Source organism: Terasakiella brassicae, assembly GCF_014641495.1.
GTDB lineage: Bacteria > Pseudomonadota > Alphaproteobacteria > Rhodospirillales > Terasakiellaceae > Terasakiella > Terasakiella brassicae.
The window spans coordinates 17925-44357 of record NZ_BMHV01000026.1 but is presented as its reverse complement, the minus strand read 5'-3'; the positions used below and the strand labels follow the sequence as shown (position 1 = coordinate 44357).

The 26433-nt window shown below is 49.0% G+C and carries 28 protein-coding genes and 1 pseudogene; 14 read left to right on the top strand and 15 right to left on the bottom strand.

Going from position 1 to position 26433, the window contains the following annotated elements; genetic code table 11:
* Window positions 1–112, top strand: a pseudogene (locus tag IEW74_RS17725) (IS982 family transposase); the annotation flags it as partial.
* Here the strand turns inward: IEW74_RS17725 and IEW74_RS14630 are convergent.
* Together IEW74_RS14630 and IEW74_RS17525 are read right to left on the bottom strand one after the other, a co-directional pair.
* Window positions 99–299 carry a hypothetical protein gene (locus IEW74_RS14630; protein WP_188666523.1) on the bottom strand — a complete coding sequence of 67 codons (201 nt, stop codon included), beginning with the start codon at window positions 297–299 and terminating at the stop codon, window positions 99–101. The pseudogene IEW74_RS17725 and the gene IEW74_RS14630 sit on opposite strands and share 14 nt — an antisense overlap.
* Before the next feature lie 15 nt (window positions 300–314).
* Window positions 315–446, bottom strand: coding sequence for a hypothetical protein (locus tag IEW74_RS17525; protein ID WP_268233814.1), 132 nt, complete (start codon window positions 444–446; stop codon window positions 315–317).
* A gap of 210 nt (window positions 447–656) precedes the next feature.
* Here IEW74_RS17525 and IEW74_RS14625 point away from each other — a divergent pair, with 210 nt between their 5' ends.
* Together IEW74_RS14625 and IEW74_RS14620 are read left to right on the top strand one after the other, a co-directional pair.
* Window positions 657–5519 (top strand): NAD-glutamate dehydrogenase, encoded by a 4863-nt coding sequence (locus IEW74_RS14625; protein ID WP_188666522.1) that lies wholly within the window; start codon window positions 657–659, stop codon window positions 5517–5519.
* Window positions 5520–5977: 458 nt separating this feature from the next.
* Window positions 5978–6265, top strand: coding sequence for an RAQPRD family integrative conjugative element protein (locus tag IEW74_RS14620; RefSeq protein WP_188666521.1), 288 nt, complete (start codon window positions 5978–5980; stop codon window positions 6263–6265).
* Between the two features lie 164 nt (window positions 6266–6429).
* Here IEW74_RS14620 and grpE read toward each other — a convergent pair whose 3' ends face one another.
* Both grpE and hrcA read right to left on the bottom strand, forming a co-directional pair.
* On the bottom strand, window positions 6430–7116 hold the full coding sequence (gene grpE, locus IEW74_RS14615; protein WP_188666520.1) for a nucleotide exchange factor GrpE: 687 nt from the start codon (window positions 7114–7116) through the stop codon (window positions 6430–6432).
* Between the two features lie 23 nt (window positions 7117–7139).
* Window positions 7140–8177 (bottom strand): heat-inducible transcriptional repressor HrcA, encoded by a 1038-nt coding sequence (gene hrcA, locus IEW74_RS14610; RefSeq protein ID WP_188666519.1) that lies wholly within the window; start codon window positions 8175–8177, stop codon window positions 7140–7142.
* Window positions 8178–8271: 94 nt separating this feature from the next.
* Here hrcA and IEW74_RS14605 point away from each other — a divergent pair, with 94 nt between their 5' ends.
* The 5 genes from IEW74_RS14605 to ubiA all read left to right on the top strand — a co-directional run bounded on the left by IEW74_RS14605 (window position 8272) and on the right by ubiA (window position 11420).
* Window positions 8272–8484 (top strand): DUF3126 family protein, encoded by a 213-nt coding sequence (locus tag IEW74_RS14605; protein WP_308419107.1) that lies wholly within the window; start codon window positions 8272–8274, stop codon window positions 8482–8484.
* Between the two features lie 5 nt (window positions 8485–8489).
* The gene (gene rph / locus IEW74_RS14600; RefSeq protein ID WP_188666524.1) at window positions 8490–9209 is read left to right on the top strand and encodes a ribonuclease PH; all 720 of its coding nucleotides are present in this window, start codon (window positions 8490–8492) and stop codon (window positions 9207–9209) included.
* A 5-nt stretch (window positions 9210–9214) separates the two neighbouring features.
* Window positions 9215–9826, top strand: a complete 612-nt coding sequence (rdgB, locus tag IEW74_RS14595) for an RdgB/HAM1 family non-canonical purine NTP pyrophosphatase (RefSeq protein ID WP_188666517.1) — start codon at window positions 9215–9217, stop codon at window positions 9824–9826.
* A 70-nt stretch (window positions 9827–9896) separates the two neighbouring features.
* Window positions 9897–10463 carry a DUF924 family protein gene (locus IEW74_RS14590; protein WP_188666515.1) on the top strand — a complete coding sequence of 189 codons (567 nt, stop codon included), beginning with the start codon at window positions 9897–9899 and terminating at the stop codon, window positions 10461–10463.
* Window positions 10464–10502: 39 nt separating this feature from the next.
* The gene (gene ubiA, locus IEW74_RS14585) at window positions 10503–11420 is read left to right on the top strand and encodes a 4-hydroxybenzoate octaprenyltransferase (protein ID WP_188666513.1); all 918 of its coding nucleotides are present in this window, start codon (window positions 10503–10505) and stop codon (window positions 11418–11420) included.
* A 1-nt stretch (window position 11421) separates the two neighbouring features.
* Here ubiA and IEW74_RS14580 read toward each other — a convergent pair whose 3' ends face one another.
* A complete protein-coding gene (locus tag IEW74_RS14580) occupies window positions 11422–11829 on the bottom strand; it encodes a helix-turn-helix domain-containing protein (protein WP_188666512.1) in 408 nt (135 codons plus the stop codon).
* Between the two features lie 152 nt (window positions 11830–11981).
* Complete coding sequence (locus IEW74_RS14575) at window positions 11982–12440, bottom strand: helix-turn-helix domain-containing protein (protein WP_188666511.1); 459 nt, start codon at window positions 12438–12440, stop codon at window positions 11982–11984.
* A 332-nt stretch (window positions 12441–12772) separates the two neighbouring features.
* Between IEW74_RS14575 and IEW74_RS14570 the strand changes: the two genes are divergently transcribed.
* A complete protein-coding gene (locus IEW74_RS14570) occupies window positions 12773–13198 on the top strand; it encodes a helix-turn-helix domain-containing protein (RefSeq protein ID WP_188666510.1) in 426 nt (141 codons plus the stop codon).
* Between the two features lie 47 nt (window positions 13199–13245).
* Here IEW74_RS14570 and IEW74_RS14565 read toward each other — a convergent pair whose 3' ends face one another.
* On the bottom strand, window positions 13246–13803 hold the full coding sequence (locus IEW74_RS14565) for a GNAT family N-acetyltransferase (RefSeq protein ID WP_188666509.1): 558 nt from the start codon (window positions 13801–13803) through the stop codon (window positions 13246–13248).
* Between the two features lie 127 nt (window positions 13804–13930).
* Here IEW74_RS14565 and IEW74_RS14560 point away from each other — a divergent pair, with 127 nt between their 5' ends.
* The 3 genes from IEW74_RS14560 (at window position 13931) to IEW74_RS14550 (ending at window position 15572) form a co-directional block, all read left to right on the top strand.
* Window positions 13931–14290, top strand: coding sequence for a hypothetical protein (locus IEW74_RS14560; protein WP_188666508.1), 360 nt, complete (start codon window positions 13931–13933; stop codon window positions 14288–14290).
* 103 nt (window positions 14291–14393) lie between these two features.
* The gene (locus IEW74_RS14555; protein ID WP_188666497.1) at window positions 14394–15356 is read left to right on the top strand and encodes a glycosyltransferase family 9 protein; all 963 of its coding nucleotides are present in this window, start codon (window positions 14394–14396) and stop codon (window positions 15354–15356) included.
* Window positions 15357–15359: 3 nt separating this feature from the next.
* A complete protein-coding gene (locus IEW74_RS14550; RefSeq protein ID WP_188666495.1) occupies window positions 15360–15572 on the top strand; it encodes a hypothetical protein in 213 nt (70 codons plus the stop codon).
* A 7-nt stretch (window positions 15573–15579) separates the two neighbouring features.
* Here IEW74_RS14550 and IEW74_RS14545 read toward each other — a convergent pair whose 3' ends face one another.
* Both IEW74_RS14545 and IEW74_RS14540 read right to left on the bottom strand, forming a co-directional pair.
* Window positions 15580–16482, bottom strand: coding sequence for a glycosyltransferase family 2 protein (locus IEW74_RS14545; RefSeq protein WP_188666493.1), 903 nt, complete (start codon window positions 16480–16482; stop codon window positions 15580–15582).
* A 77-nt stretch (window positions 16483–16559) separates the two neighbouring features.
* Window positions 16560–17759, bottom strand: coding sequence for a phosphoglycerate kinase (locus IEW74_RS14540; RefSeq protein ID WP_188666491.1), 1200 nt, complete (start codon window positions 17757–17759; stop codon window positions 16560–16562).
* A gap of 197 nt (window positions 17760–17956) precedes the next feature.
* Here IEW74_RS14540 and thmT point away from each other — a divergent pair, with 197 nt between their 5' ends.
* Entirely contained in the window at window positions 17957–18151 is a 195-nt protein-coding gene (thmT, locus tag IEW74_RS14535; RefSeq protein ID WP_188666489.1) for a 2-hydroxymuconate tautomerase, read from the top strand.
* 184 nt (window positions 18152–18335) lie between these two features.
* Here the strand turns inward: thmT and IEW74_RS14530 are convergent, their stop codons facing one another.
* From IEW74_RS14530 to cobS, 4 genes are all read right to left on the bottom strand, one after another.
* On the bottom strand, window positions 18336–18947 hold the full coding sequence (locus tag IEW74_RS14530) for a cytochrome b/b6 domain-containing protein (RefSeq protein ID WP_188666487.1): 612 nt from the start codon (window positions 18945–18947) through the stop codon (window positions 18336–18338).
* Between the two features lie 4 nt (window positions 18948–18951).
* The gene (locus IEW74_RS14525; protein WP_188666485.1) at window positions 18952–20502 is read right to left on the bottom strand and encodes a tetrathionate reductase family octaheme c-type cytochrome; all 1551 of its coding nucleotides are present in this window, start codon (window positions 20500–20502) and stop codon (window positions 18952–18954) included.
* Between the two features lie 126 nt (window positions 20503–20628).
* Window positions 20629–21231 (bottom strand): histidine phosphatase family protein, encoded by a 603-nt coding sequence (locus IEW74_RS14520; protein WP_188666483.1) that lies wholly within the window; start codon window positions 21229–21231, stop codon window positions 20629–20631.
* Window positions 21228–22022: an adenosylcobinamide-GDP ribazoletransferase gene (cobS, locus tag IEW74_RS14515; protein WP_188666482.1), complete on the bottom strand. Its 795-nt coding sequence runs from the start codon at window positions 22020–22022 to the stop codon at window positions 21228–21230. Before cobS ends, IEW74_RS14520 begins: the two co-directional genes overlap by 4 nt.
* A gap of 84 nt (window positions 22023–22106) precedes the next feature.
* Here cobS and cobT point away from each other — a divergent pair, with 84 nt between their 5' ends.
* The gene (gene cobT, locus IEW74_RS14510) at window positions 22107–23135 is read left to right on the top strand and encodes a nicotinate-nucleotide--dimethylbenzimidazole phosphoribosyltransferase (RefSeq protein WP_188666481.1); all 1029 of its coding nucleotides are present in this window, start codon (window positions 22107–22109) and stop codon (window positions 23133–23135) included.
* A 13-nt stretch (window positions 23136–23148) separates the two neighbouring features.
* On the opposite strand, the gene paaK is transcribed toward cobT, so the two are convergent.
* On the bottom strand, window positions 23149–24474 hold the full coding sequence (paaK, locus tag IEW74_RS14505) for a phenylacetate--CoA ligase PaaK (protein WP_188666480.1): 1326 nt from the start codon (window positions 24472–24474) through the stop codon (window positions 23149–23151).
* A gap of 160 nt (window positions 24475–24634) precedes the next feature.
* Window positions 24635–26413 (bottom strand): gamma-glutamyltransferase, encoded by a 1779-nt coding sequence (gene ggt, locus IEW74_RS14500; protein ID WP_188666479.1) that lies wholly within the window; start codon window positions 26411–26413, stop codon window positions 24635–24637.
* Between the last annotated feature and the right edge of the window lie 20 nt (window positions 26414–26433).

Below are 26433 nucleotides of genomic sequence, written 5' to 3'. Positions count from 1 at the left end.
AGATCATTTCTTCATCAATCTGCTTGCAGGATTGGCTGCATATGTTTTGAAACCGAGGAAACCTGCATGTTCACTGAAAGGCTTGCCGACAACATTCCTTATCCCGAATTGACGTTAAGCAGCATAAGAACAGCTGCGCCCCCGACCACACCAACTGCGAATAAGATATTCACGACAGATCGTATGGGATGGGTATGGCGTTCTTCCTTTAACCGGGTGTGTGTGCGTTGTTCCGGGCCGCCGACAATGGTCAGATAAAAACGTTTCTTGAAAAACGGAATCGACAGGCGAAGGTTCAAGGGATGCTCATTGGATCATTTTGCGGTTTCCAACGCATCGTTGATGGCATGACGTTGCCAATCATCCAGCGAAGCCACAATATCCCCGTCTAAACGGTGATGAAGAAGGTGCCCTTGCGGATTCGTTTCATGCCCTGTTTTCATCATCTTTTTTTGCCCTGTATGCCTATCCCCTTATAGGTAAATATACTCCTACAAAGTCCCTATTCAAAGTAGAATGCAGAAAAAACTGCATAAATTTTAGCCAGAAGTCATCTATTTACTTGTAAATTGGTATTTTTATCCTAGCCTTAAACTTATGGGGAAAAATCCCCATATGTGTAACGACCCAATAAATGGGCTACAGGGATGAATGGAATGAATAAGACGCTTTCCAAGTCGGAACAGCAGAAAGCAGACCTCATAAATAAAGTTGCCAAGCTGATTAACGACAGACTACCAAAAAAAGATGCCGCCGATGCGGTAAAATTTGTTCAACAATTTTTTTCAAAAGTACCACCTCACGATTTGATCGGGCGCCAGGAAGAAGAGATTTACGGCTCTGCACTGGCGTTTTGGCGTTTTGCCGCCAAGCGTAAAAATGACGAGACACTGGTGCGTGTCTATAACCCCAATCTGGAAGAGCACGGTTGGCAGAGCGACCATACGGTCGTGGAAATTTGCACACCGGACCGCCCTTTCCTTGTCGATTCCGTCACCTCTGCCTTGACGGAAAGCGACATGACAATTTACCTGACAATTCATCCCGTCATTACCTTATGCCGCGACGATAAAGGCTATCTTGTCGGCACATTGTTTGAAGACGAAAAAATACCGAAGTCGTGGGGCGATACCTGCCAGTATGAATCCTACATGCTGTTTTTTGTGAATAGACAGTCCGATAAGGACCAACTGCAAACATTAAGCGATAGATTAAAACATTGCCTGAGTGAAGGCGATGCCGCCGTGCGCGATTGGCAGGATATGCGCAAAGCAGCCCGCGATACGATTGAAGGCCTGTCTAAAAAACTACCCGATGTGAACCCGGAAGAAGCCAAAGAAGTCTGTGACTTTATGCAATGGGTTCATGATGATCACTTTACGCTGCTGGGTGTCTGTGATTTTGATATCAAGGGGGATACGGTTGTTCCCGTTCTGGATGGGGCGCTGGGCATCCTGTCCAATCCGAAGTCAAATATTCTGGATGAAATCAGTATTCTGGCAACCAGTCCGGCATCGGATAAGGGCAAATTTACAGAAGATTCATCCCCGCTGATGATTGTAAAAACATCCCATAAGTCGGTTATTCATCGCCCGGTTTACATGGATGTGATTTGCGTCAAACGTTATGGCGCAAAAGGCAAAGTGATCGGTCAGCGTGTCTTTGTCGGCCTGTTTACATCGGCGGCTTATAGCCGGGCACCGCATGATATTCCGGTCGTTCGCATGAAATCCATGCGTGTTATGGAACGGGCCGGTTTTAAACCGGGCAGTCACAACCGCAAGGCTTTTGCCCATATCATTGATACCTTCCCGCGTGACGAACTTTTCCAGATCAATGAAGATGCGCTTTATGAAATGTGCATGGGTATCCTGAACCTGCAAGAACGCCAACGTGTGGCGTTGTTTGTGCGTATGGATGATTTTTCACGTTTTGCCTCCTGTTTGATCCATATTCCGCGCGACAGCATGACAACGGAATTGCGCCAAGACATGCAGGCGATTCTGGAACGGGCGTTTAATGGTGAATTGAAGGCTTTTTATACCCAGATCGGCGATGCACCTTTGGCGCGTTTGCATGTCATTATCTCGACACCGGATGCGGGTAAAACCGAAGTTGATCTGTATGAAGTGGAAAACCAGTTGATAGAAGCTGCGCGCAGCTGGTCCGATCATTTGCGCGATCAATTGGTGACGTCAAACGGTGAAGAAAAAGGGTTGGAACAATACCGGCGTTACCGCAATGCTTTCCCGGCGGGGTATATCGAAACCCACAACGGCGCATTGGCGGTAAACGATATTGCCAAACTGGATGATGTGTTGAAGACGGGTGAATTGCAGTTGAGCCTTTATCGCCCGATTGAGGCGACAGGTAATGTCATCCGTTTTAAACTTTACCATCCCAACGGGGCGGTTCCGTTATCCCATGTTTTGCCGATGCTGGAACATATGGGCTTACGCGTACTGGATGAACATCCCTATCCGGTCTATCCGCAGAATTGTGATTGTGAGTTGATTATGATCCACGATTTCGGGTTGACCACAGCCAGTGGCGGCGATGTCGATCTGTCGGCCATTCGGGAAAGTTTTCAGGAAGCGTTCCGTCACATCTGGACATCGCAAGTGGAAAATGACGGTTTTAACCGTTTGGTGATCGAAGCCGGGATTAAACCCTGGCCGGTGATGTTGTTGCGCGCCATGTGCAAATATTTGCGTCAGGTTAACATTCCGTTTTCGCAGACCTATATGCAGCGTGCATTGGCTTCCAACCCGGAAGTGACGCGTTTGCTGGTTGATCTGTTTTATGAGAAATTTGATCCAAAGATCAAAAACGATCCCCAAAAGATTGATGCGATCCGTACGAAAATTCTGGACATTCTGGATACGGTGCAGAATGCGGATGAAGATCGAATTTTGCGACGTTTCCTCAATCTGATTGATTGCACATTGCGCACCAACTATTTCCAGATGGATGAAAACGGCAAAGACAAGCCTTATGTGTCCTTTAAACTGAACTCGCGGGAAATCGAAGATTTGCCTCTGCCGCGTCCGTGGCGGGAAATTTTTGTTTACAGCCCACGGGTTGAAGGGGTGCATTTGCGCGGCGGGCCGGTTGCCCGTGGCGGTTTGCGCTGGTCGGATCGTCGCGAAGATTTCCGTACAGAAGTTCTTGGGCTTGTGAAGGCTCAACAGGTTAAGAACGCGGTGATCGTACCGGTGGGGTCCAAAGGCGGCTTTGTCGTCAAACAACCACCGAGTGAAGGCGGGCGTGAAGCTTTCCTGAAAGAAGGGATTGAATGTTACAAGACCTTTATTCGGGGCTTGCTGGATTTGACCGACAATTATGTGGCGGGCAAGGTTGTCCCGCCGAAACAGGTTGTGCGCCATGATGAGGATGACCCGTATTTGGTGGTTGCTGCTGACAAAGGAACGGCGACATTTTCCGATATTGCCAATGGTGTGTCTGAAGAATACGGGCATTGGTTGGGCGATGCGTTTGCTTCTGGCGGGTCTGTCGGTTATGACCACAAAAAAATGGGGATCACAGCCAAAGGTGCGTGGGAGTCGGTCAAACGTCATTTCCGTGAAATGGGTAAAGATATCCAGAATGAGGATTTCACCGTTGCCGGTGTCGGTGATATGGGCGGCGACGTGTTCGGTAACGGCATGTTGTTATCCAAACATATCCAATTGGTTGCGGCCTTTAACCATCTGCATATCTTCATCGACCCGACCCCGGATGCGGCAAAATCGTGGGAGGAACGCAAACGTCTGTTTGATGAGGTCAAGGGCTGGGATCAATATGATACATCCCTGATTTCCAAAGGTGGCGGTGTCTTCCTGCGCTCCGCCAAGAAGATTGAGATTACACCGGAAATTCGCAAGGCTTTAGGCTTGGCGGGGTCGGTTAAATCCTTGTCTCCGAACGAACTGATCCGCAGCATTTTAAAAGCACAGGTCGAGTTGCTGTGGTTCGGCGGGATCGGCACTTACATCAAGGAAAGCCATGAAAGTGATGCCGATACTGGTGATCGGGGCAACGATGCCATCCGCGTGGATGCAACCGAGCTTCATTGCAAAGTCATCGGCGAAGGGGCGAACCTTGGATGTACGCAGCGTGGGCGAATTGAATTTGCCCTTCATGGCGGGCGCAACAATACCGATGCGATTGATAACTCCGCCGGTGTGGATTGTTCTGACCACGAGGTGAATATCAAAATTTTGCTCAATCAGATTGTGGCAAATGGCGATATGACCATGAAGCAGCGCAACAAGATTCTGGAACAAATGACCGATGAAGTTTCCGATTTGGTCTTGCGTGACAATTATCTGCAAAGTCAGGCGATTACGATCGTTCAGGATCGGGCTTTGGATTTGCTGGATCAACAGGCACGCCTGATGAAATATCTGGAACGTCAAGGCCGTTTGGACCGTGATGTTGAAGTGCTGCCCAATGAAGAAGTTCTGGCAGAACGTCAAGCCGCGCAGAAAGGGTTGACCCGACCGGAAATCTCGGTGCTGATGCCTTATGCGAAAATCTGGCTCTATGACAAATTGCTGGAGTCCGATTTGCCGGACGATCCGCGTCTGGAAGAAGATTTGATCCGTTATTTCCCGACACAGTTGGGGGATATGTTTGAGGATCAGATTAAAAACCATATGCTGCGCCGTGAAATTATTGCGACCGGGATTACCAACTCTTTGATCAACCGTGTGGGGGGTAGCTTCCTGATGCAAGTGATGGAAAATACCAATGCAACGCCGGATGATATTGCGCGAGCTTATTTGATCACGCGCGATTCGTTTGGATTGCGTGACACCTGGGCGGATATCGAGGACTTGGACAATAAAGTCAGTGCCAAGGAACAAATCCGCATGTTGCAACAGGTCAATAAACTGATTGACCGGGGCACCAAGTGGTTCTTGCGTTATGGCGAAAAACCGTTGGATCTGGGTAAGGCGGTCGAGTCTTTCTCAAGCGGTTTGCAAAAACTGGGCGAAAAACTGGAAGAGGTGCTGCCGAAGAATATTCTGAAAGCACATCTGGATCAGGCCCAGACCTTTATTGACAATGGCGTCCCGGAAGAATTGGCCAAGAGCGTTGCAGGCAAAGTGGTTTTGGTATCGGGTTGCGATATCGTCGGCATTGCCCAAAAACGCGAAATGGATGTTGTGGACGTTTCCAAAATCTATTTCGAAGTCGGTTCCCGCTTCGATTTGGGTTGGATGCGCGCCACCGGTGAGCAACTGGGTCTAAAAAACCATTGGCAAAAATTGGCGGTTGGTGCGTTGATCGAGGATTTGTACAATTACCAGTCAACCTTGACCAACATTGCGATTGACAATATTGCAGGTGGCAAAGATGCGCTCAGCGGATTGATGAAATGGATTGATGACAATCAAACTGTCGTGGACCAGACCGATCAAATGCTGGCGGAAATTAAATCCACACCGGGTATTGATTTTGCCATGCTGACCGTAGCGGCAAAACAGTTGCGTGATATGATCGCACAAGGCTGATAAGCCCTTAAAAGAGAAGGCCCGCTTGTACTTAACAGGTGGGCCTTTTTCTTTATCTTATTGAAAAACATCAGATAAAAATTTATATTTTCCCTTTACAGACAGGATTTCCAGACTATGTCTCATAGAGCGAAACAAAAAAGAGGAGCCTGTTTTCGACTTATTCCAAAGAAAGCGCGATATGATTTTTAATAGCAGTAGCGCGCTTAGATCATAAGATTTTTCAACAACGGCATGACTTGATGCAAGCATGTCCGCGCGGAGCCAAAACATTCAGGTTGAAAAATCAAGATCCACCCTCTGCGCGTGACGATGGATATATATTTTTTGGGCAGCCCATAGTGGCTTTTTAAAGCCCGTCTATCCGTCGAAACCTTCGTCAAATACATTAGCCGATCTTGCACTTGCCCTGATATGGGAAGATTTGCAGGCGGTTTTGAATCGAATGGAGACGTCACGTGACCCATAAAGAAACCTATATTCAGAAGATCAAAAAACAGCTTGATGACCTTGAGTTTGAAATTGAACGCTTAAAGGATAAAGCGGCGCAAAAACGTGCGCAGGTGCATGTTGAATATTCTCGTCAAATGATGGAACTCAACACGAAAAAGGAGATGCTGAACAAGGAACTTGAAGACCTTGCCATTGCTTCCGAAGATGCGTGGGAAGAGTTGAAAACCGGTGCAGATAATGCATGGCAGGATTTGAAAGAAGCCGTGGAACGCGCCCGTAATCATTATTCCTGATGAGCGCATGATCCATATCTAGTTTATTGATTTTAAATGGATCCCACATCAAGTGCGGGACGGCTTTTGGTCAATTATTTACTGAAAACACTTTGTCAGCAGACCGAAATGGCTGCGTTTTGTGCGCAGCCATTTTTAAAGGAAATATAGCTTGGATCAGGAAATCAGGTTTCCTGATCCAGATTTGCCCCGGCTTCTTCCGTGCCGGCTTCGTATGCCTCTGTTGCGCCCGGTGTTTCTTCACCTTGTGGGGCCTCATATTTGGGGCCGCCCTTGGTGACGCCGACCATTGCCGGGCGCAAAAGACGGTCATGGATGACATAGCCGTCCTGCATGACTTGTGCGACCAGACCTGCAGGCTGGCTGGGGTCGTTCACTTCGAACATGGCCTGATGCAGGTTATGGTCAAACGGTTGACCGGCGGCTTCGACACGTTTGATACCGGCCTTTTTAAAGGCGTTTTGCAATTCGCGTTCGGTCATATCGACACCTTTAATCACATCGGTGTCTTTCATATTGTCCGGGGTACTTTCCAGGGCGCGGCGTAAGTTGTCGGCAACGGAAACCATTTCGCGGGCAAAATTGGTGACGCCGTATTTCAGCGCATCCTGTTTTTCGCGTTCGGCACGGCGGCGTACGTTTTGTTCTTCCGCAACTGCGCGCAACCATTTGCTTTTGGTGTCTTCCAGTTCCGCTTCCAACTGGGCGATGCGTTCATTTACGTTTGCGCCTTCGGCAAAACCTTGTACGTCCGCCTCCAGTGTGTCTTGCGGTGCGCCTTCCTCGATTGTAACTTCTTCTGTTACAGGGTCATTGTCTGCAGGTGTTGCTTGTGTGTTTTCGCCTGACATTTCGTCTTCTCTTCAACTTTATTCTAGCCAATCAATCGGCCGATTACCTTGGAGGTATAATCGACCATCGGAATAATGCGCGCATAGTTGATACGGGTTGGCCCGATCACACCAATTGCGCCGACAATTTTTTGGTGACCGTCGCGAAACGGAGCCACCACCATAGAACAGCCGGACACGTTAAACAACGGATTGTCCGAACCGATAAAAATTTGTACGCCATCTGCCCCATCGGCAAGGTGCAGAAGCTTTAACAGGGTTTCTTTGGTTTCCAAAGCTTCAAATAGGGATCGAATGCGTTCCAGATCGCCAATGGCGGCAATATCATCCAGTAAATGCGCCTGGCCCCGGACAATCAGGGAACCCGAATCGCTTGTCCCGCCTGCCCATTGGGCTAAACCTGTTTTGACAACACGGCTGGTCAGTTCATCCAGTTGTGCCTGCTGGTTCTTGAGCTCTTTATGAATTTCGCCCAAACCCTCAGCCACGGTACGCCCGACCAGTTTGGCCCCTAGATAATTACTGGCCTGAACCAAGGCACTGGGTGGGATGTCATGCGGGGTGTCGATGACCCGATTTTCGACCACGCCGTTTTCCATCACCATAATTACAAGGGTGCGTCCCGGTGACAGATTGACGAATTCGATATGTTTCAGCGGAGAATCGGTTTTCGGGGCAAAGACCAGACTGGCGCACCCGGACAGACCGGAAATCATGCCAGAAGCTTCGGACATTACATCTTCGAATTTGCGGCCCTTGGCAGAACATTCCTTATCAATGACCTTGCGTTCATTGGCCGGTAAGTCGCCGATTTCCATAACGCCATCGATAAACAGGCGCAACCCTTGTTCCGTCGGCATGCGTCCGGCGGATGTATGGGGGGAATGTAAAAGCCCCAAATCTTCCAGGTCCGCCATGACATTGCGAATGGAGGCCGGAGACAAAGAGTTTTCCAGCAGTTTTGAAACCGTGCGCGAGCCGACAGGCTCGCCCGTTTCCATATAGGCATCCACAATGCGGCGAAAGATATCGCGCGATCTATCGTTCAAATTACTCAACATGAGAGAAATTTAGTCTCAAGAGGTCATTGCGTCAATGCGAGAGGCTATGTTAAACCGAGTCAAACTTAATGACAGGCCCAATAGGATATTCGATATGATCACGATGGATGAAATTCAAAAAGTCACCGCCCACCTGCGTAAAACCTTCGGCAACGATAAAATTCGTATTCAGCCGCCGAAAAAGCCGGACCATCCGACCGAAGTTTATATTCTGGATGAATTTATCGGCGTTTTGCACCGGGACGAAGACGAAGGCGAAGTGTCTTATGATCTGAATATCTCCATCATCGAAGAAGATTTACAGTAATGGCCATTCGTCCGTCCGGTCGCGCCGCCGATCAACTGCGCCCTGTCAGTTTCGAATTGGGTTTCAGCAAATATGCAGAAGGTTCCTGTCTGGTAAAATTTGGCGATACCCATGTGTTATGCACCGCCACCGTGGAAGAAAAAGTCCCCGGTTGGATGCGTGGCAGTGGTGCAGGTTGGGTAACTGCGGAATATGGCATGTTACCGCGTTCCACCCATGACCGGATGCGCCGTGAAGCGTCCAGCGGGAAACAATCCGGTCGGACACAGGAAATCCAGCGTTTGATCGGGCGTTCTTTACGTGCGGTAACGGATTTGAAGGCAATGGGTGAAATTCAGGTGCGTGTGGATTGTGACGTGTTGCAAGCCGATGGCGGGACGCGTACGGCATCTATCACCGGGTCTTATGTGGCCATGTATGCGGCGTTTCAAAAAATGGTCGAAGCGGGCAAGCTGGCTGCCATTCCCATGTCGGATGAAGTGGCAGCGGTTTCTTGCGGGATTTATGAAGGCGAAGCTGTTCTTGATCTTGATTATGACGAAGACAGCACAGCACAGGCTGATACGAATTTTGTTCTGACCGGCAAGGGCGGGATTGTTGAAATTCAGGGAACGGCAGAAGAAGACCCATTCAGCCGTGAACAATTTATCCAATTGCTCGATCTTGCGCAAAAAGGCATTAGCGAGTTAAGCATTCTACAACGCAAAGCCCTTGGATTGGAGTAAGCCTTATGACCCGCAAACTGGATGCCGGAAAACTTGTTATCGCCAGCCACAATGCGGGCAAAGTGCGTGAAATTCAGGAATTGCTCGCCCCTTATGGGATGGACGTTATTTCTGCCAAGGATTTAAACTTGCCGGAACCCGTTGAAGATGGGGAAACCTTTATTGCCAATTCCCAGATCAAATCTTTGGCAGCGGCCAAAGCCTCCGGCTTGCCCGCTTTGGCAGACGATTCCGGTTTGGCAGTCAATATTTTGGCCGGTGCCCCCGGTATTTATTCCGCCCGCTGGGCCGGGCCACGCAAAGATTTCCAACGGGCGATGAAAAAAGTGCAAGACGCGATTTGCGAATATGACACCATCGAAGCGAAAGCCGATCGTGGGGCGGCCTTTATTTGTGCGTTGTCTATCGCCTGGCCGGATGGACATACCGAGGTGTTTGAAGGCCGTGTCGAAGGCGAGATGGTCTGGCCACCGCGCGGGGAACAGGGGTTCGGGTATGACCCGGCCTTTCAACCCGTTGGATATGATGTGACGTTCGGGGAAATGGAACCTGCTGGCAAACATGAAATCAGTCATCGTGCGGATGCGTTTCGTCAATTGGTTGCCAACTGTTTTTAAAAAATCGTCATTCGCTGTTGTTCCTGATTTTCCACTTCCTATATCAGCTTGATAAGATGTGGAGCATGAAATGAATAACGAGATAACAAGCGTTCTTGAGTTCTGGTTTGGCAGTGCGGCGCCCGAACAGATGGCGACCCACCGCGATATGTGGTGGATGAAAGACCGCGACATTGATCGAAAAATCACCGATCAATTTACCTCTCTCTATGAACAGGCGGCGACCGGGGCTCTGGTTCATTGGAAAGAAGACCCGTTGGGGTGTCTCGCGTTGATCCTTTTGCTGGATCAATTTCCACGCAATATGTTTCGCGATAAGGCCAAATCCTTTGCCACTGACGAGCAGGCTCTGGATATCACACGTTATGTACTGGAACGTGAATGGGATGTGGATTTGGCACTGGCGGCCCGCTTGTTTATATATTTGCCGTTGGAACATAGCGAAAATATTGAGGATCAAAATGTGGCTGTTAGCCTGATCCGTTCCTTGGGGGATGAAAACTATACGGACTTTGCCGTGCGCCATCGCGATATTATCAAACGATTTGGACGGTTTCCCCATCGCAATAAAATTTTGGGTCGCGAAGATAGCAAAGAAGAGGCTGCGTTTTTGAAAGAGCCGGGCAGTGGGTTTTAACCTCTTTCTCCGACATGTGAAAACGTGTATGAAAGAGGCATGCAAAACAGTATCGACATAAACCGTACAGACATCGTGTATCACGGCTGGGTCGGGCAAATGCCGCAGGCCGTGCGTCCTTATTTGATTTTAATGCGGGCAGACCGTCCCATCGGGACATGGTTGTTATTGCTGCCGTGTTTCTGGTCTTTGGCCTTGGCCTCCAGTGGGGTTCCCAATCTGTATTTTGCGGTTTTATTTGCAATCGGGGCCTTTGTGATGCGCGGGGCCGGATGTGTAATGAATGATCTGGCGGACCGAAATTTTGATGGCAAGGTGGCCCGCACCGCAACGCGCCCCATTCCCAATGGCGATGTCAGTCCGTTGCAGGCCGCTCTCTTTATGGGGGTTCTGTGCCTGATCGGCTTGAGTGTTTTGCTGCAATTTAATTGGTACACGGTTGTTCTGGCCAGTGTCTCGTTGGGGTTGGTCTTTATTTATCCGTTTTGCAAACGCTGGACCTACTGGCCGCAGGTCGTCCTTGGGTTGACCTTTAACTGGGGGGCCTTGGTGGGTTGGAGTGCCGTTGACGGTAGGCTGGCGTGGTCGGCGGTTTGCCTTTATTTTGCCGGGCTATTCTGGACCTTGGGATACGATACAATTTATGCCCATCAGGATAAGGAAGATGATATTTTAATCGGTATTAAGTCTTCTGCCCTGAGATTGGGGGAAAAAACCGTACCGGCGCTTTATTTTTTCTATACCATGACAACCGGGTTGGTCGTGTTGGCGGGTTATTTGGCGCAAACCGGACCTTTGTTCTATATCGGTTTATGTGCCCCGGTTGCCCATCTGATCTGGCAGGTTAGAACAGTCGATATTCATGATGCCCCGACTTGCCTGATGATTTTTAAATCCAACAAATGGTTCGGCTGGTTGCTGTTAGGCGCTTTCCTGATGGGCAATATATCGCTTTAATCTATTTTGTGTTTTTGTTGTTTTCGTTCAAAAGCTCTGCGGCGCGTTCCATTACGGCTGCCAGACTTTGGCGAACTTCCGGCTGGTCAAGTTGCTCAAAATCCTTGAGCAACGAAATGGAAAGTTTGTTGAGAAGCGGATCAATATCTTCAAACTCCGCCAAGGCAGGTGTTTGATCGTCGGCTTTAAAAAAGTAATTTACATTTACGTTGAAAACCTGTGCCAGCAAAAAGAGCTTTGAAGCGGGGATTGGGATTTGCCCGGATTCATATTGGCCGATTTTGATGCGCGAGACGTCTATTTTCTGTCCTAAGGCACTTTGCGTTAAGCCCGCAATTTCACGTTTCAGGCGGAGTCGACGACCAATGCCCAGATTGATAGGGTTTGGTCCTTGTGGGTCTTGAGACATGGTAGCTCCCTGCAATACACTAAAGAGGTGTATGAAATAAAAAATACACCTCTGTTGTATATCACGAAAGCCAAGCGCGCCAACCGAATATTCACCTTTTAATAGGGTTGTTCAATATTTTACTACTATTTAGTGTTTTATAGACGGGGATGTTAAAAATTTTCTTCTTCGTGCGGTGTATCCGTCAGGCTATTGGCCAATGCCCGCATGAATTGCCCCATGCGTTGACGCAATATGTCATCGGGGATGCGGTGAAAATCGTGGACCAGCGAAATGGAATCGCGTGAAGAAAGCGGGTCGCTGTCAAATGGCTCGGCAAGAGGCTCGCTCAACCCGTAAGGGTCTGCGTGAGAGGCTTCATACAAATCTTCCGGCATTTCCTGAAAGAAGTAGGACACATCAACCCCAAGCTGGCGTGCAATTTTATAAAGGTTGCTGGCGCCAATACGGTTGGTTCCATTTTCATATTTTTGAACCTGCTGGAAGGTCACACCGATGGAATCGCCGAGTTTGGTTTGCGAAATGCGTAATCCGACACGACGTGCGCGGACACGGGAACCTACATATTTATCGATTGGGTCGGGGCTGGTTCTTGGTGGTCGTCTGCTCATTGTTATCTACTCGTTTCTATTCGCACCATATTTTTATTCTTGCACGCATGTGCAATCTCTCTCTTACACAATCCAGCGCCAGAATTTTATTATATCGGACTGCAAAAATGCATTTCGATATAAAGATTTTTATAGCTGTTCAAGACTGTTTTCGTTAAAAACGATGAAGGTTTTCGTGATACACTTGTGGGCGTACATTGAAAGCAGTCTTAAGAGGAATTCAGAAACTCAGGGTGTAGAGACTACAACCAATAGTTCGAAAATACCTCTGTTCAGCAGGCTTAACATATATTTAAATTGTTGGTATTGCAAGGTTTTCAATAGGTTGGAATATGAAAGATATCGGTCAGCGATTTACGGAAATACGTAAAAATTTGGGTGTGACTCAGAAAGAATTTGCAGACCGTTTGGGGGTGTCTTTAGGGTCCGTTCAGGGCTATGAGTACGGAAAAGTTCCCAAAGGTGAAGTTTTGCAAGCTTTGCTCAATATGGGTTTTAATTTGAACTGGCTGGTTGATGGGCGCGGGACGATGATGCGCGACCAAAGTCAGGATGTGGCACTGAACCGTATGTTGATGTGGAATGTTGCGTATTTTTTATGCAAACGAAATGATACGGATGAAGACCCGGAACTGTATGCCGATGCCTTTATGGAAATATATGATGCGATGGTACGCGACAGCGGTATCAAAAAAGAGGGTGAAGACAGTGATATTTCAAACATCATTGATTTTACCTTGCGACGTCTGGGGCAATAAAAAAAGATGCCTGTGCCGGTATAATCCGACACAGGCATCTGGCCCGCTTAGTTTGCGCGCTGGAGTTGACGTTCGGTCAGTTCGATCAGTTTATTGGGCTCGAAATGAACCATACCGAACTCGGGGACATCAACGTTATTAATTCTCCGGTTTCTGGCAATCATACGCTTGAAACCAAGGCGTTCGTACCACCGCCAAATTTTGTTTTCCTGAAAAGCCCAGCAACATAAAGGGGCAAGACCTCGTTCAACCAAATATTTAGAAAGGGTACTGATGGCCAGATAGCTGACGCCAAATGTCCGATATTGCGGTAAGACATACAATGCATGTAATTCGCCTTTTGCGCCGATCAACATATCGTCGTCATTTGGTTTGCACATGCAAAAGCCCACAGGTTTGTTGTCATCTTCAAACACGAACAGGGCTTCGTTTTTATTGGGGCGATCTTCATCAAACCAGCGTTGCCATTGCTGGAAGCGGTAAGATCGATCCCGATTGGACAAGACTTCCTCGGGCATAAAGCCATAGGCATGGCGCCAACAAATTTCGTGAATTTCTGCAATGTCAGCGACATCATCTTGAGTTGCTACACGTATATTAAGCATTTCTATCTCCTTTTCTTGCTTAAGAGATAAAAATGTACAAAAAATATTATTGCATGGCAGTTCACAATCTATAATAATACTCAAATGGTGGGCAAGAATATATGATATGGTTACTGTAAGGTGTAATATGCTTGATCAAAACATTCAGGGCGCATTGGCAAAGCTCGACGTAAATGCCAAAAAGCGCAAGAAAAAACGCTCATTGGTTGTTTCTCTTGCGGGACTCGCGCTTATTTTTAGTGTTTTCAGTGGTGTTTGGGTCTATCAGCACATGATGCCATCGGTCAGCATGGATCATTTGTCGCGTTTGATTATTGTGGCTTCCCGCAGCAGTGATAACGATCCCATTCGTTTGTTAGGGGATATTGAACGCCGCATGGGTAAGAAAATGGAAAAATTGTCCAATGCGGAACGTGTTGATGCGGTGGCTTATCTGATGAACCATATTGAACTGCATCACAATCGTCAGGAATTGATTTCCTATTAAGCTGCATGTGATTTCCCTTGTGAAATGGGAAATAGATGGTAGCCAATGCGCCGCTTTGGCGCTATGGTCGCGTTGTTTTTATTCGGGTCTATCTTGAAGAACGATGCGCATTCTTTTTATTACCTCCACACGGATCGGCGATGCCGTTCTTTCCACAGGCATTCTGGATTATTTGCTTGAACGTTATCCGCAGGCAAAATTTACAATTGCATGCGGGCCTGTTGCCGCCCCTTTGTTTGAGGCAACCCCACAGGTTGAGCGCGTCCTGATTATGACCAAAAAGAAACGATCCATGCATTGGATTGATCTTTGGAAAGAGTGTGGTTTTACATGGTGGCACCGCGTGATTGATTTACGCAATGGGCCGATTACCTATCTATTCCCAACGTTGCGCGGGACACACCTGCACCATGATGATAAGCAAACACACCGGGTTGAATTGTTTTCCAGCCTGTTAAAATTAAATCCGCCGCGTGGCCCGGTTTTATGGACAAATGAAAAACACGAACAAAGGGCGGATAGGTTATTACCGGCCAATGACATGATCCTTGCTGTCGGACCAACGGCGAACTGGCGGGGTAAAACGTGGCGGGCAGAATATTTTCTGGAACTTGTTCAGCGTTTGACCGCAAAAACAGGGCCGTTTTCCGGGGCAAAAATAGCGCTGTTTGGGCATGTTTCAGAACGTGCGCAGGCAGAAAAATTGATTGAAGGTTTGGATGAAACCCAAAAGATAGATTTAATCGGTGAGCTTGACTTGCCAACGGTCTATGCCTGTTTAAAACGGTGTGCTTTTTTTGTTGGAAATGACAGTGGTTTGATGCATATGGCCTGTGCCGCGCGCATTCCCACGCTGGGCCTGTTTGGGCCAACGCAGGAAAAATTATATGGCCCGTGGGGGGCACATTGTGCAACCGTTCGAACGGCAACGCCATTTTTGGATTTATTTGGTGAAAATTTTGACCATGAAAAGACCGATAGTTTGATGGATAGTCTCAGCGTCGATATGGCATATGACGGGGCCGTTGAATTATGGCAGGCCTGCGCCTCAAAAGAAGGAATGTGAGAAATGTTTGATTTGGATAAAATCAACGAGACGGTTCCGTTTCTGGCACAATTGACCAGCGATAGTGGCAACGCCATGTTCGTCTATATCGTTTTGCTGGGGGCCGGGGTGTTGGTCGGTATGCTGATCATGCTGAAAATTTTGTTTATGAGCATGCATCGTGCGGATGAAAGATGCCTGACGCAATTTAATGAAATGCTCGACAAACAAGAATGAAAGCAACTTAAGGACGGCGAATATTAGCGCCTTCACGAAAGACCGCGCATTGTTCAACCAGTTCTGTTGCCGATAAAGCCACACCGCATCGTGACAGGGTGAACAGCCAAAAGGCGCGATTGAAATAGTTCATGCCCAATTCCCGTTTTGCCCATTTCCAGATGCGCGATGTGATCTTTTTCTGGGCGGCTTTGATATGTTGGGTATCCAGTTGCGGATTGTCCTGCAGGTGATAGGCAAGGGCAAGGGTCGCATCATGTACGACTTGGGCATTATTATTCATAATACGGCCCGGTTCATCCCGTGGTGAGGAACAGACAATATGGCGAACCTGTGCAAGTTTGCCATGTGTGCTCAGGCGGATAAACAAGGAATGATCCTGTGAAAAGATCCGTTCATCACAGCCTTGGGCACGATCAAACACGTCTTTTTTGAACAGGCAATGACTGACGCGGGCGTACCCGTGTTTAATAACGCTGAGCAGGGAATCGTCAAAGATGACCACTTCCGGGTTGGCCGGGTCTTCGAAAACAGGTGTGTCTTCATGTTCCCCTGAAATGGCAAAGACAAAGTCGCTGTTGCTGTCTTGCAGGGTTTGTATGAGGAGTTGACAACAAAAGGGCGCAAGAATGTCGTCGGAATCGACAAGTTTGATCAAATCACCACTGGCGGCGCGCACGCCGTTGTTGGTCGCAATCGCGACACCTTGATTAACTTGATCGATAAGAACAACATGGGGTAGGCCTGCTGTTTCGGATTTGACGATATCCCACGAATTGTCGGTGGACCCGTCATTGACAAAGACATATTCGCGTTCAAAATCCCCCTGTTGGTTTTTCAACGCGTCAATCACACCGGGCAAGAACGGAGCTTTGTTATAGACGGTTACAACAAAAGAGACTTTTATCATTGTTTTGATATGGTTCCGGTGTGATGAAGAAAGTAGCCGCCCCTGCTTAAACAAAGCCGGAGCGGCTTTTATTGGAGTTACTGGATGCGCAAGACTTCGACGCCGGGCAATACTTTGCCTTCCAACCATTCAAGGAAGGCACCGCCTGCGGTGGAGATATAGGTGAAGTCGTCTTTCGCCCCGGCATGATCAAGGGCGGCAACGGTATCGCCCCCGCCCGCGACAGAAACCAGCGAACCGGCCTTGGTCAGTTCGGCGGCAGCTTGGGCGGCCCCGTTTGTACCGGCATCGAACGGTTCAATTTCAAAGGCACCCATCGGGCCGTTCCAGACGATTGTTTTGCAATTGGCAAGACGGGCTTTTACATCTGCAACGGATGCCGGGCCAACGTCCAAAATCATTTCGTCGTCATTGACCCCATCGGCGAGGTTCACGATGCGGTTTTCGGCATGGGCGGCAAATTCCTTGGCAACAACCCCGTCGATGGGCAGGACGATTTCACAGCCGTTTTTTTCTGCCGCTGCGATGATGTCGCGTGCGGTATCTGCCAAATCATGTTCACACAGGGAATTACCGATGTTGATCCCTTTGGCGTTCAGGAACGTATTGGCCATTCCGCCGCCGATGATCAGCATATCGACCTTGGCAGACAGGTTGTTGAGTACATCAAGTTTTGTGGATACTTTTGCGCCCCCGACAAGGGCCGCCAATGGGCGTTGTGGTGCATCGAGCGCGCCGGACAAGGCTTCCAGTTCCGCTTGCATCAATCGACCTGCGGCAGAGGGCAGCAGACGGGCGAGGGCCTCGGTTGAGGCATGGGCACGGTGTGCGCATGAAAACGCATCATTCACATAGATATCGCCCAGTTTTGCCAGTTTTTCGGCAAAGGCTGTGTCGTTATCGGTTTCTTCTTTGTAATAGCGCAGGTTTTCCAGAACACAGACTTCGGTATCGGAGAGGGAATTAACGATTGCTTCGGCTTCTTCCCCGATGCAATCATCTGCAAACTTAACGGGCTTCCCAAGTTTGGCGGACAGGGCATCCGCAATTGGTTTAACGGTCATTTCCGGTACGCGCTGGCCTTTCGGGCGGCCCCAGTGTGTGATCAAAACAATACGTGCACCTTTTTGCATCAATTCAACGATGGTTGGTAATGTGCGGTCGATGCGCGTGCTGTCGGTGACAACGCCGTCTTTCATCGGGACGTTCAGATCGGCACGCAACAAGACACGCTTGCCCGCCACGTCATAATCGCTCAAGGTTTTAAACTGGGACATCTGAGTTTCCTTTACTCGCAAGTGCAAAAAAGTTTGCAGGCAATATACATAAAATTGGCTGAAAGTGAATTGTTTATAGACAATACAAAAGGGCAGTCGTGCTGTTGTTAAAATCGTAAAACCTACTAAGTCTATGGAACGAAAGATTATTATATCTTTTATCTAAAATGTTAGATTTACAGTTCTTGGAGACTCTTATGCCTTATGTAAATGTGAAAATCCTGCAAGGTGCTTCACGCGAACAAAAGAAACATCTTGTTGAAGATATTACGAAAAGTTTAGTGGAACGTCTCGGCAAAAAACCGGAAACAATTCATATCGTTATTGATGAAATCGCAGATGAGAACTGGGGTTTTAGCGGTATGTTGACGGACGATTATAAAAAACAATAATTCTTTCTTTCTTATGGCGAAAAAAAGCCCTCTTTCGGATACTGGGCCGAAAGAGGGCGAGATCAGTGCATGCTGAAAGGAGGGATGCCGCTTCAGCGAGGTGCCTTTATACTGGCAATTTTTCTACGCTGTGGCATTGCGAATTATCAATTTCTAATTTTTATCCCTCTCATAATTTTTGAAATTATTCAGCAGGTGTCTTGTCATGGATATCTTCATAGCCTGTGACCATTGCTTTTAAATGTGCGCCGACCGTATGCCCGGTGGTGATCAGATAGACATGCAAGATGACAAAAGACACCATGAAGAAGGCAAAGGCGGTATGAACCAGTGCGACGATTTCCAGTGTCAGGATTTGGGTGACGATCTCCGGCCACTGGTTGTAAAACAGATACAGCAAACCGGAAATAATCAGTCCCGGGTTAAGCACCAGTTTTAATCCCAGATAGGCGATCCGTTGCACGGGGTTCAGTTTCTTTTCCGGTGTTTTTTCATAAGGATGTTCTTCGCCTTTGAAAATGCCGATGGTGTAGAAACGAAACACTTCCGCCATCTTCTCAGTGGTTGGAATGTAGTTTTTCCATTCCCCTGTCGTGAAATGCCAGAAAATCGCAAAGGCCCATAATCCCAGCAAGGCCCATAGCAAGGTGGTATGGACTTCGCTGGCTTGTTCATAACTCAACACTGTAAAGGTGCCGTGGATGTTAAATCCAGTGAAGGCAAGGGCGAGGACAAGGGCAGCCTGTGACCAGTGCCAGAACCGTTCAAATCGTTTGTACATCAAAACACGTGTCATGGTTTTATCCCTCCTTCTTGTCTTTGCGGCGCAGTACGAGACGTAATACACCGTGAACGGCAACGCCTGTACCGGTTAAACCGATCATAATAAAGCCCAGCATATCCAATACATCGGATTGATCGCGCCTAGGCATGTAGAAACCGTTCAGGCCCGCCAATCGCCCGTCTTTGGCATGACAGTCATCACATCGAAGCGCATCACTTTTGGGGGCAACCATATGGGTTTGTGGCCAGTGATAGGTGGTTTCCACAAATCCATAATGACCGGAATAGGGTTGTCCGGCATACTCGGTTCCGGCGGTTAAGGCCTTTTGCCAATCGAAGTTTGTCCAGAAAGACGTATCATCCTTGCCAAACACATGATTGACGAGGAAGGTTTTGAGCTCTTTATCATAAGGTTGCTTGCCGCGCATAACCTTGAAAGGCCAGATGCGGGCATTGGGGTCATCGTATGAACCGCCGAAGGTGTTGATCGGCACGGGCGGATTGGCATCGTCGATTTTTTCACTGCGCAGGGTATAACGCATTTTACCGTCAAACCATGCATATTCAGGTATGACGTTTTCCGCCAGTTTGAAATCACCTTTTTTGGAATTATAGATATCGTGACCGTGATCATCCTTGATGGCATAGGGTTTGCCGTCTTTCATTTTGCCGCCCTGTGACCAGTCCCACCACATTTTGGTCGGCACACCACCACGGGCAAATTCGGGGATATGGCAGGTTTGACAAGCGACTTTGTCTGTATGGTCGTTCAATTTGGCTTCGGATTTATGGGGTGTCATGCCGTGACAGGATTCGCATGTGGCATGATCTTTATAATCTGCGCTGGCAATATCAATCCCTTTGGTATCCTTGGCTGTCGTTTCAAACCGTGAGCCCGGGACATCATGGCCTTTTGGATTGTGACAGGTTGCACAGGTGAAATTGGCCCCGTCCTTGGACATATGAACGTCCAGTTCCTTGGGTGGATTGACGAGGGAGCTATCCAGATCGCCATGTTTTACCCCGTCACCGCCACCACCGTAAAAATGGCAGGCCCCGCAGTTTGCGCGCGATGTTTCCCCGACATTCTGTGCGATTTTTTTTAAATCAAGCTCCGGCCCGTATTTGGGGTGCCCGGCCCCGGCGGGGAGTTTTTTATAAATCCCGGTGGTGTCGTGACAGACCAGACAGTCCACGTTGGTTCCGGCCGGATGGTCTTTGCGCATATCGGTCCAGTCGTACCCGATATGACAGCTTGTGCAGCGTGGCTCGTTTGACGCAACGCTTCCGCAAAAACTGTTGACCACCTCGCGTTTGCCGAGTTTTTGACCGTTCATATGATCGAATTGCCAGGTCCAGTGGGTTGTTTTTTCCAGTTGTTTGGACGCTTCGGTATGACATTCCAGACAGGCGGCTGTGACCTCCGGCCCGGTTTGAAAATCTTTTTGAAGCTGTTTGAATTGGGTGTGATCGGCTGTCGATGTTTTATCCTTGGTCGCCGCCCATGCGGGCGTCATCATCAATAGCCATGCAAACACACCGCATCCAAAGATGCGTTTTATTGACATGAAATATCCTCCGTCTGTAATTCAATGCCCGATTTTTTCGGGACTAATGGTATTTTCGACGATAAGGATAAATTAGATCAAACTAATTCACATTGCGATTTATCAATTTGCGACAAATAACACATTTTAAGCGTTGATACATTCAACGGCCCATATGTTGTCAAACAAGCTGAAACGGCTGATGGATAAGGTATCTATCTTTAATTTCAAGGCATTGGCAGGTGAAAGGCCCAAGGCTTGAGCCGCAGCGGCGCGGATGGTTCCGGCATGGGTTACGCAGACAATATGCTGGCCCGGATATTTGCGGCCCAAATGGTTGATGCATTTTTCAACGCGTTGACAAACAGCGGCAAAGCTTTCCCCATCGGGCGGGCAGGTATGGGCTGGGTCGTCCCAAAAAGATTTTGAAGCCGGGTCTTCATCCAGTTCATCCCAAGTCTTACTTTGCCAGAGACCGAAATTCTGTTCCATCAGTTCCTTGTAGGCCAAAGGCTTGATGGTCCAGTTTTTTTGCGCGGCAATGGCTTTGGCGGTTTTTTTTGTGCGTGACAAGGTCGATGTCACCCACAGTGCATCTTCGGGCAAAAGGTCTGCGAGACGTTTCAGGCTGTCGGTATCTTTCAGGTTACAGCCGACATCGCGTTGTCCGTAAATGCGCCCCGGCATCATGGCTTTGACTGGAGCGTGTCTGATCCAATAAAAACGGGTGGGTTCCGTAAATGTGCTCATGTAAGGGAGGCCAGTGTTAAAAGCGCAGATATTTCGATAATTTGCTGACTTGCCCCGCAGACATCACCGGTTTGTCCGCCGATCTGCTTTTGTGCAATGGCTTTCCAGATCAACAGGCACAGCGCACAAACCGACAGGGTAATCCATCCCGCCATTCCCGGTGTACAGAGCAGGAAAAGCGCCACGCCAAGTCCAAGGGACTGACAGATAATCACCCCGGCGGGTTTTTCCATTGTTGCCGCCAGACCATCGCTGCGTGCTGGCTTCATCATATAGATCAACAGGGCCGGGGCAACGCGCGATAAACAGGCGGTGCCGACAAGGGCGGCTGCACCCAAGGTCCAGTCTTCAAAACCGATCAAGGCGCTGGTGCGCAAACCAAGACTAAAAACAAGGGCAAGTCCCCCATATGCACCCAATCGGCTGTCGCGCATAATTTCCAGTTTACGGGCCTTGTCCTGTCCGCCGCCAAATCCATCGGCAACGTCTGCCAATCCGTCTTCATGTAAGGCTCCTGTTAATAAAACAGCGCTGAGAATCGCCAACAGGGCACAGGCAAGATCGGGCAGGTTGGCAAAATGTGCAAGGCCAAAGACCGTGGCACTGCCCCCGCCAACGATTAAACCGACCAAGGGAAAGGCGCGCAAGGCCCGGTTTAAGGCCTGTGGCGGGACATCACCGTTTAAGCGCCACGGGATGCGCGTCAGAAAAACGACAGCCAATTGTATGTCGGCCCCCCACGCAAGGGGCGATTGGGATGTTTTTTCGAATGTAGAACTGGTATCGCTCATATCTTGCATGCTATGTGTGGGACGTAAAAAAGATTATTGATCTTATAGCGAACCATCTGCCATTGGGAAAGAGAGTAAACCCCCATGAATACATTACCCCATGTTCAGTCTTTAAAAGATATCCGCGACGTCCTGAATGTTTTGCCCGCCCTTTCCCAGAATGCGTTGCAACAGGCACAGGCGCGTGAACCGCAATTGACCAAGCCGGAAGGTTCTCTGGGACGATTGGAAGAGGTTGCTCATTGGATGGCCGCATGGCAGGGCAGTTATCCCCCGCGTGTCAAATCGGTTCATTGTAATGTCTATGCTGGCAATCATGGTGTGGTTGCACGCGGTGTGTCGGCTTATCCGGCAGAAGTCACCACACAGATGGTACAGAATTTTATTAACGGCGGGGCCGCTGTTAATCAGTTGTGTGCAACCTTTGATGTGGATTTACAGGTCCATGAAATGGCGCTGGATCAACCGACCGCCGATTTTTCCCAAGGCCCGGCCATGAGTGACGCCGATTGTGCCGAAGCGTTCTTCTATGGCATGACAACCGTAAAAGACCATACCGATCTGTTGTGCCTTGGTGAAATGGGAATCGGCAATACGACATCGGCTGCTGCCGTGGCACATGGCTTGTTTGGCGGGAGTGCCGAAACATGGGTTGGGCGTGGCACCGGCGTAAATGACGACACATTGGGTAAGAAAATCGCAATTGTTGGCGAATCGGTTCTGGTGAACAAAGATGCGATGACGGACGGTCTGGAAGTGCTGCGTTGTTTGGGCGGGCGTGAATTGGCAGCAATGGCGGGGGCCGTTGTGGCCGCGCGCCTAAAACGTATTCCGGTCTTGCTGGATGGATATGTCTGCACCAGTGCCGTTGCCGCCCTTGAAGTCACCTGCCCCGGTGCGCTGGATCATTGTCTTGTTGCTCATAATTCAGTGGAGCCGGGTCATCAGTTGATTTGTGAAAAAATCGGCAAAAAAGCCCTGTTTGATCTGGATATGCGCCTTGGGGAAGGCAGCGGTGCGGTTCTGGCCGTTGGCTTGGTGCGCTCAGCCGTTGCGTGCCATAACAACATGGCGACCTTTGCCGATGCAGGTGTGACCACAAAAGGCGCATAAATCAGGGACAGTCTTATCCCCTTGAGGAATTGTCAACCGGGCGCAGGTCGGTCACGCGCTTGGCCTTGCCCTGGGATCGTTCAATGGCGCCGGGGTCCAGTACGTCGATGGCTGCACTGATACCGATATAGGATTTGATGTGCAGTTGCAGGCTGCGGGCGATATTTTCACGTTGATCCAGATAGGTATCTGGGCGCAGTTCGGTTTTAACCGTCAGGCGGTCCATATGTTCGATCCGTTCGACCAGCAGGTGATAGTGAGGGGACAGACGTTCATCGCGCAAAATCTGTTCTTCAATTTGGCTGGGGAAAACATTTACGCCCCGAATGATCAACATATCATCAGAACGTCCGGTGATTTTATCCATACGGCGCATATGCGGACGTGCGGTGCCGGGCAGAAGGCGGGTTAAATCGCGGGTGCGATAGCGAATAATGGGCAAGGCTTCTTTGGTGAGGGAGGTAAAACACAACTCGCCAAATGCGCCGTCTTCCATCGGGTTTTCGTCTTTGTCCAGAATTTCCGGCAGGAAGTGATCTTCCCAGATGGTTGGACCGTCTTTGGTCTCCAGACATTCCATCGCCACACCCGGTCCCATGACTTCCGACAGGCCGTAACAATCCAGTGCATCAATGCCTAAACGGTTTTCGATTTCTACACGCATCTCATTGGACCAAGGTTCTGCGCCAAAAAGACCCAAGCGTAAATTGGACTGTTTGGGATCATAGCCTTGGCGTTCCATTTCATCGGCAATAACCAGACTGTACGACGGTGTCGCCATCAAGGCATGAGGATTGAAATCACGGATCAACTGAACCTGTTTTTCTGTTTGACCGCCCGACATGGGAATGACGCTGCATCCCAGTTCCTCTGCCCCGTAATGAAAACCCAATCCACCGGTAAACAGGCCGTAGCCATAGGCGACATGGGCAATATCATGGCGGGTCAATCCGGCGGCGCGTAAGGACCGCGCCATAATGGTTGCCCATGTTTTGATATCTTGTCTGGTATAACCGACAACCGTGGGACGACCCGTTGTACCGGAAGAAGCATGAATACGCACAACCTGTTCCATCGGAACGGCGAAACTGTGAAATGGATACATTTCACGTAAGTCCTGTTTCGTCGTAAAGGGAAACAGTTTCAAATCCGTCTGGGTTTTGAGATCGTCAGGATGTACCCCTGTGGCTTCACATTTCGCGCGATAGTGGGGCACATTTTGATAGGCATGATTTAACGACCATTTCAGACGTTTTAACTGCAGGGATTCCAATTCGTCCCGACTTGCGGTTTCGATGGATTCCAGTGGTTCGATACAGTTTAAATGGCCGTCTTTCATGTGATTTTTCCTCCCCTAATCCCGACATAGGGGTAACACAGAAGAAGAATATCACAAGAAAATTATGGTATTTTTTGTTATAAAATTTCTTTAAAATTACACTCTGTATAATAAAAGTAAAAACTTATTGTCTTTATAAGAAATGTTCCAAGTTTATGGGCTAGTAGCCGATTGCCACACCTTCGCGACGAGGATCGGCGGCACCTTGTAAAGTGCCATCGGGCAGGATGCGCACTGCATGTAAGCCGCTGGTCATTTCCTTGATTTTGACAGAATGACCGAGCTGTTCGAGCTTTGCTTTGTGCTGTTCGGCTTCGGTGCCTTGTTCCAGTTCGCTCGCGCCATTGCGGTTGGTGATGTGACCCCGAGCAAGGGCTTTATCCAGATCAAGGCCTTCATCCAAAATGGAAATCAGATTGCGGGTGACATAACCGATAATGCGCGACCCACCGGGGGAACCGATGGCAAGAACGGGTTTTTGTGTGCTCCGGTCCAAAACGATGGTCGGGGCCATTGAACTGCGCGGACGTTTGCCGGCCTCAACCCGGTTGGCAATGGGCAGCCCGTTTTTACTGGGCAGGAAGGAAAAATCGGTCAGTTGGTTATTAAGCAGGAAACCGCCAACCATTTGGCGTGACCCAAAGGCATTTTCGATACTGGTTGTCATGGAAACGACCATGCCATCGGCGTCAACAATGCTCATATGCGTGGTGGACAGGCCGTGTTCACTGTCATCATCGGCCCATTTCCGGCTAAACATGAACGGGCCGCCCGGCTCTGCCGGTGTGGTGACAATGCGGTCATGCTGGATTTGAGTTTGCCGTCCGATCAAATAGCTTTTGGATAAAAGCTGTTGTGTCGGTACCTCAACGAAATCCGGGTCGGCGATATAGTGATTGCGATCGGCAAAAGCAAGTTTGGAGGCTTCCAGATATAAATGGTTGCGATCAATGGTCGGTTTGGGATCGTTGTTGCGATCATATTGTTCAATCAGGCCCAAGGTTTGCAAAACGGTTAGGCCACCGGAGCTGGGAGGCGCCATACCGCAGACTTTATATTGGCGATAGTCCAGACAAACGGGATTGCGTTCGATACTGCGATAAAGCAACAAATCATCAGAACCAAGCAAACCGGGGTTATCGGGATGGGTTTGGACCTTATCCACAATCCGGTCGCCAAGTTGCCCTATATAAAAGGACTCGACCCCGCCTTTTTGAATTTGGCGCAAGGTATCGGCAAATTCCGGGTTTTTAAGAAGATGACCAACCGGGTGGGCCATACCGTCTTTATTATAGAAATAGCTCCGGGCAATTGGGTCGGTTTTTAAAAAACGATCCGCACTGACCAGTTTATGTAAACGTTCTGAGACGTTGAACCCGTGTTCAGCTAAATTGATGGCATCGTTAAATAAAAGTTCCCAATCCATGCGGCCATATTTGCGATGGGCCTGTTTCAACATATGTAATAAACCGGGTACACCAACGCTACGCCCCCCAACGGCGGCCTCAAAAAAGCCCATCTTCGCGCCGTCTTTTTTTATGAATAAAGCGGAGTCGGCTTTGGCCGGGGCGGTTTCGCGTCCATCAAAGCTGGTCAGGGCATTTCGTTCAGGGTCGAACAGGAGCAAAAACCCGCCACCACCGATTCCCGATGATTGAGGCTCAACGAGGTTGAGAACCAGCTGCGCAGCGATGGCGGCATCAATTGCGTTGCCCCCTGCCTTGAGGATGCGATAGCCGGCTTGTGCAGCATGGGGGTTGGCAACGGCAATTATGGCATGGTTTGCCTTAGTTTGGGGCTTCTCCATGCGAATTCCAGCTTCTTCAGGGGTCGCCCGGTAATCTTTCTGCGGGGTGGGCGTACAGGAAGCCCCAAAAAACAGGCTGAGTACCAAAGCAAAAACCGCAGGAATGCCAAGAGTGTGTTTGAGAATGACCATATTGCTGTGAACCCAAGTAA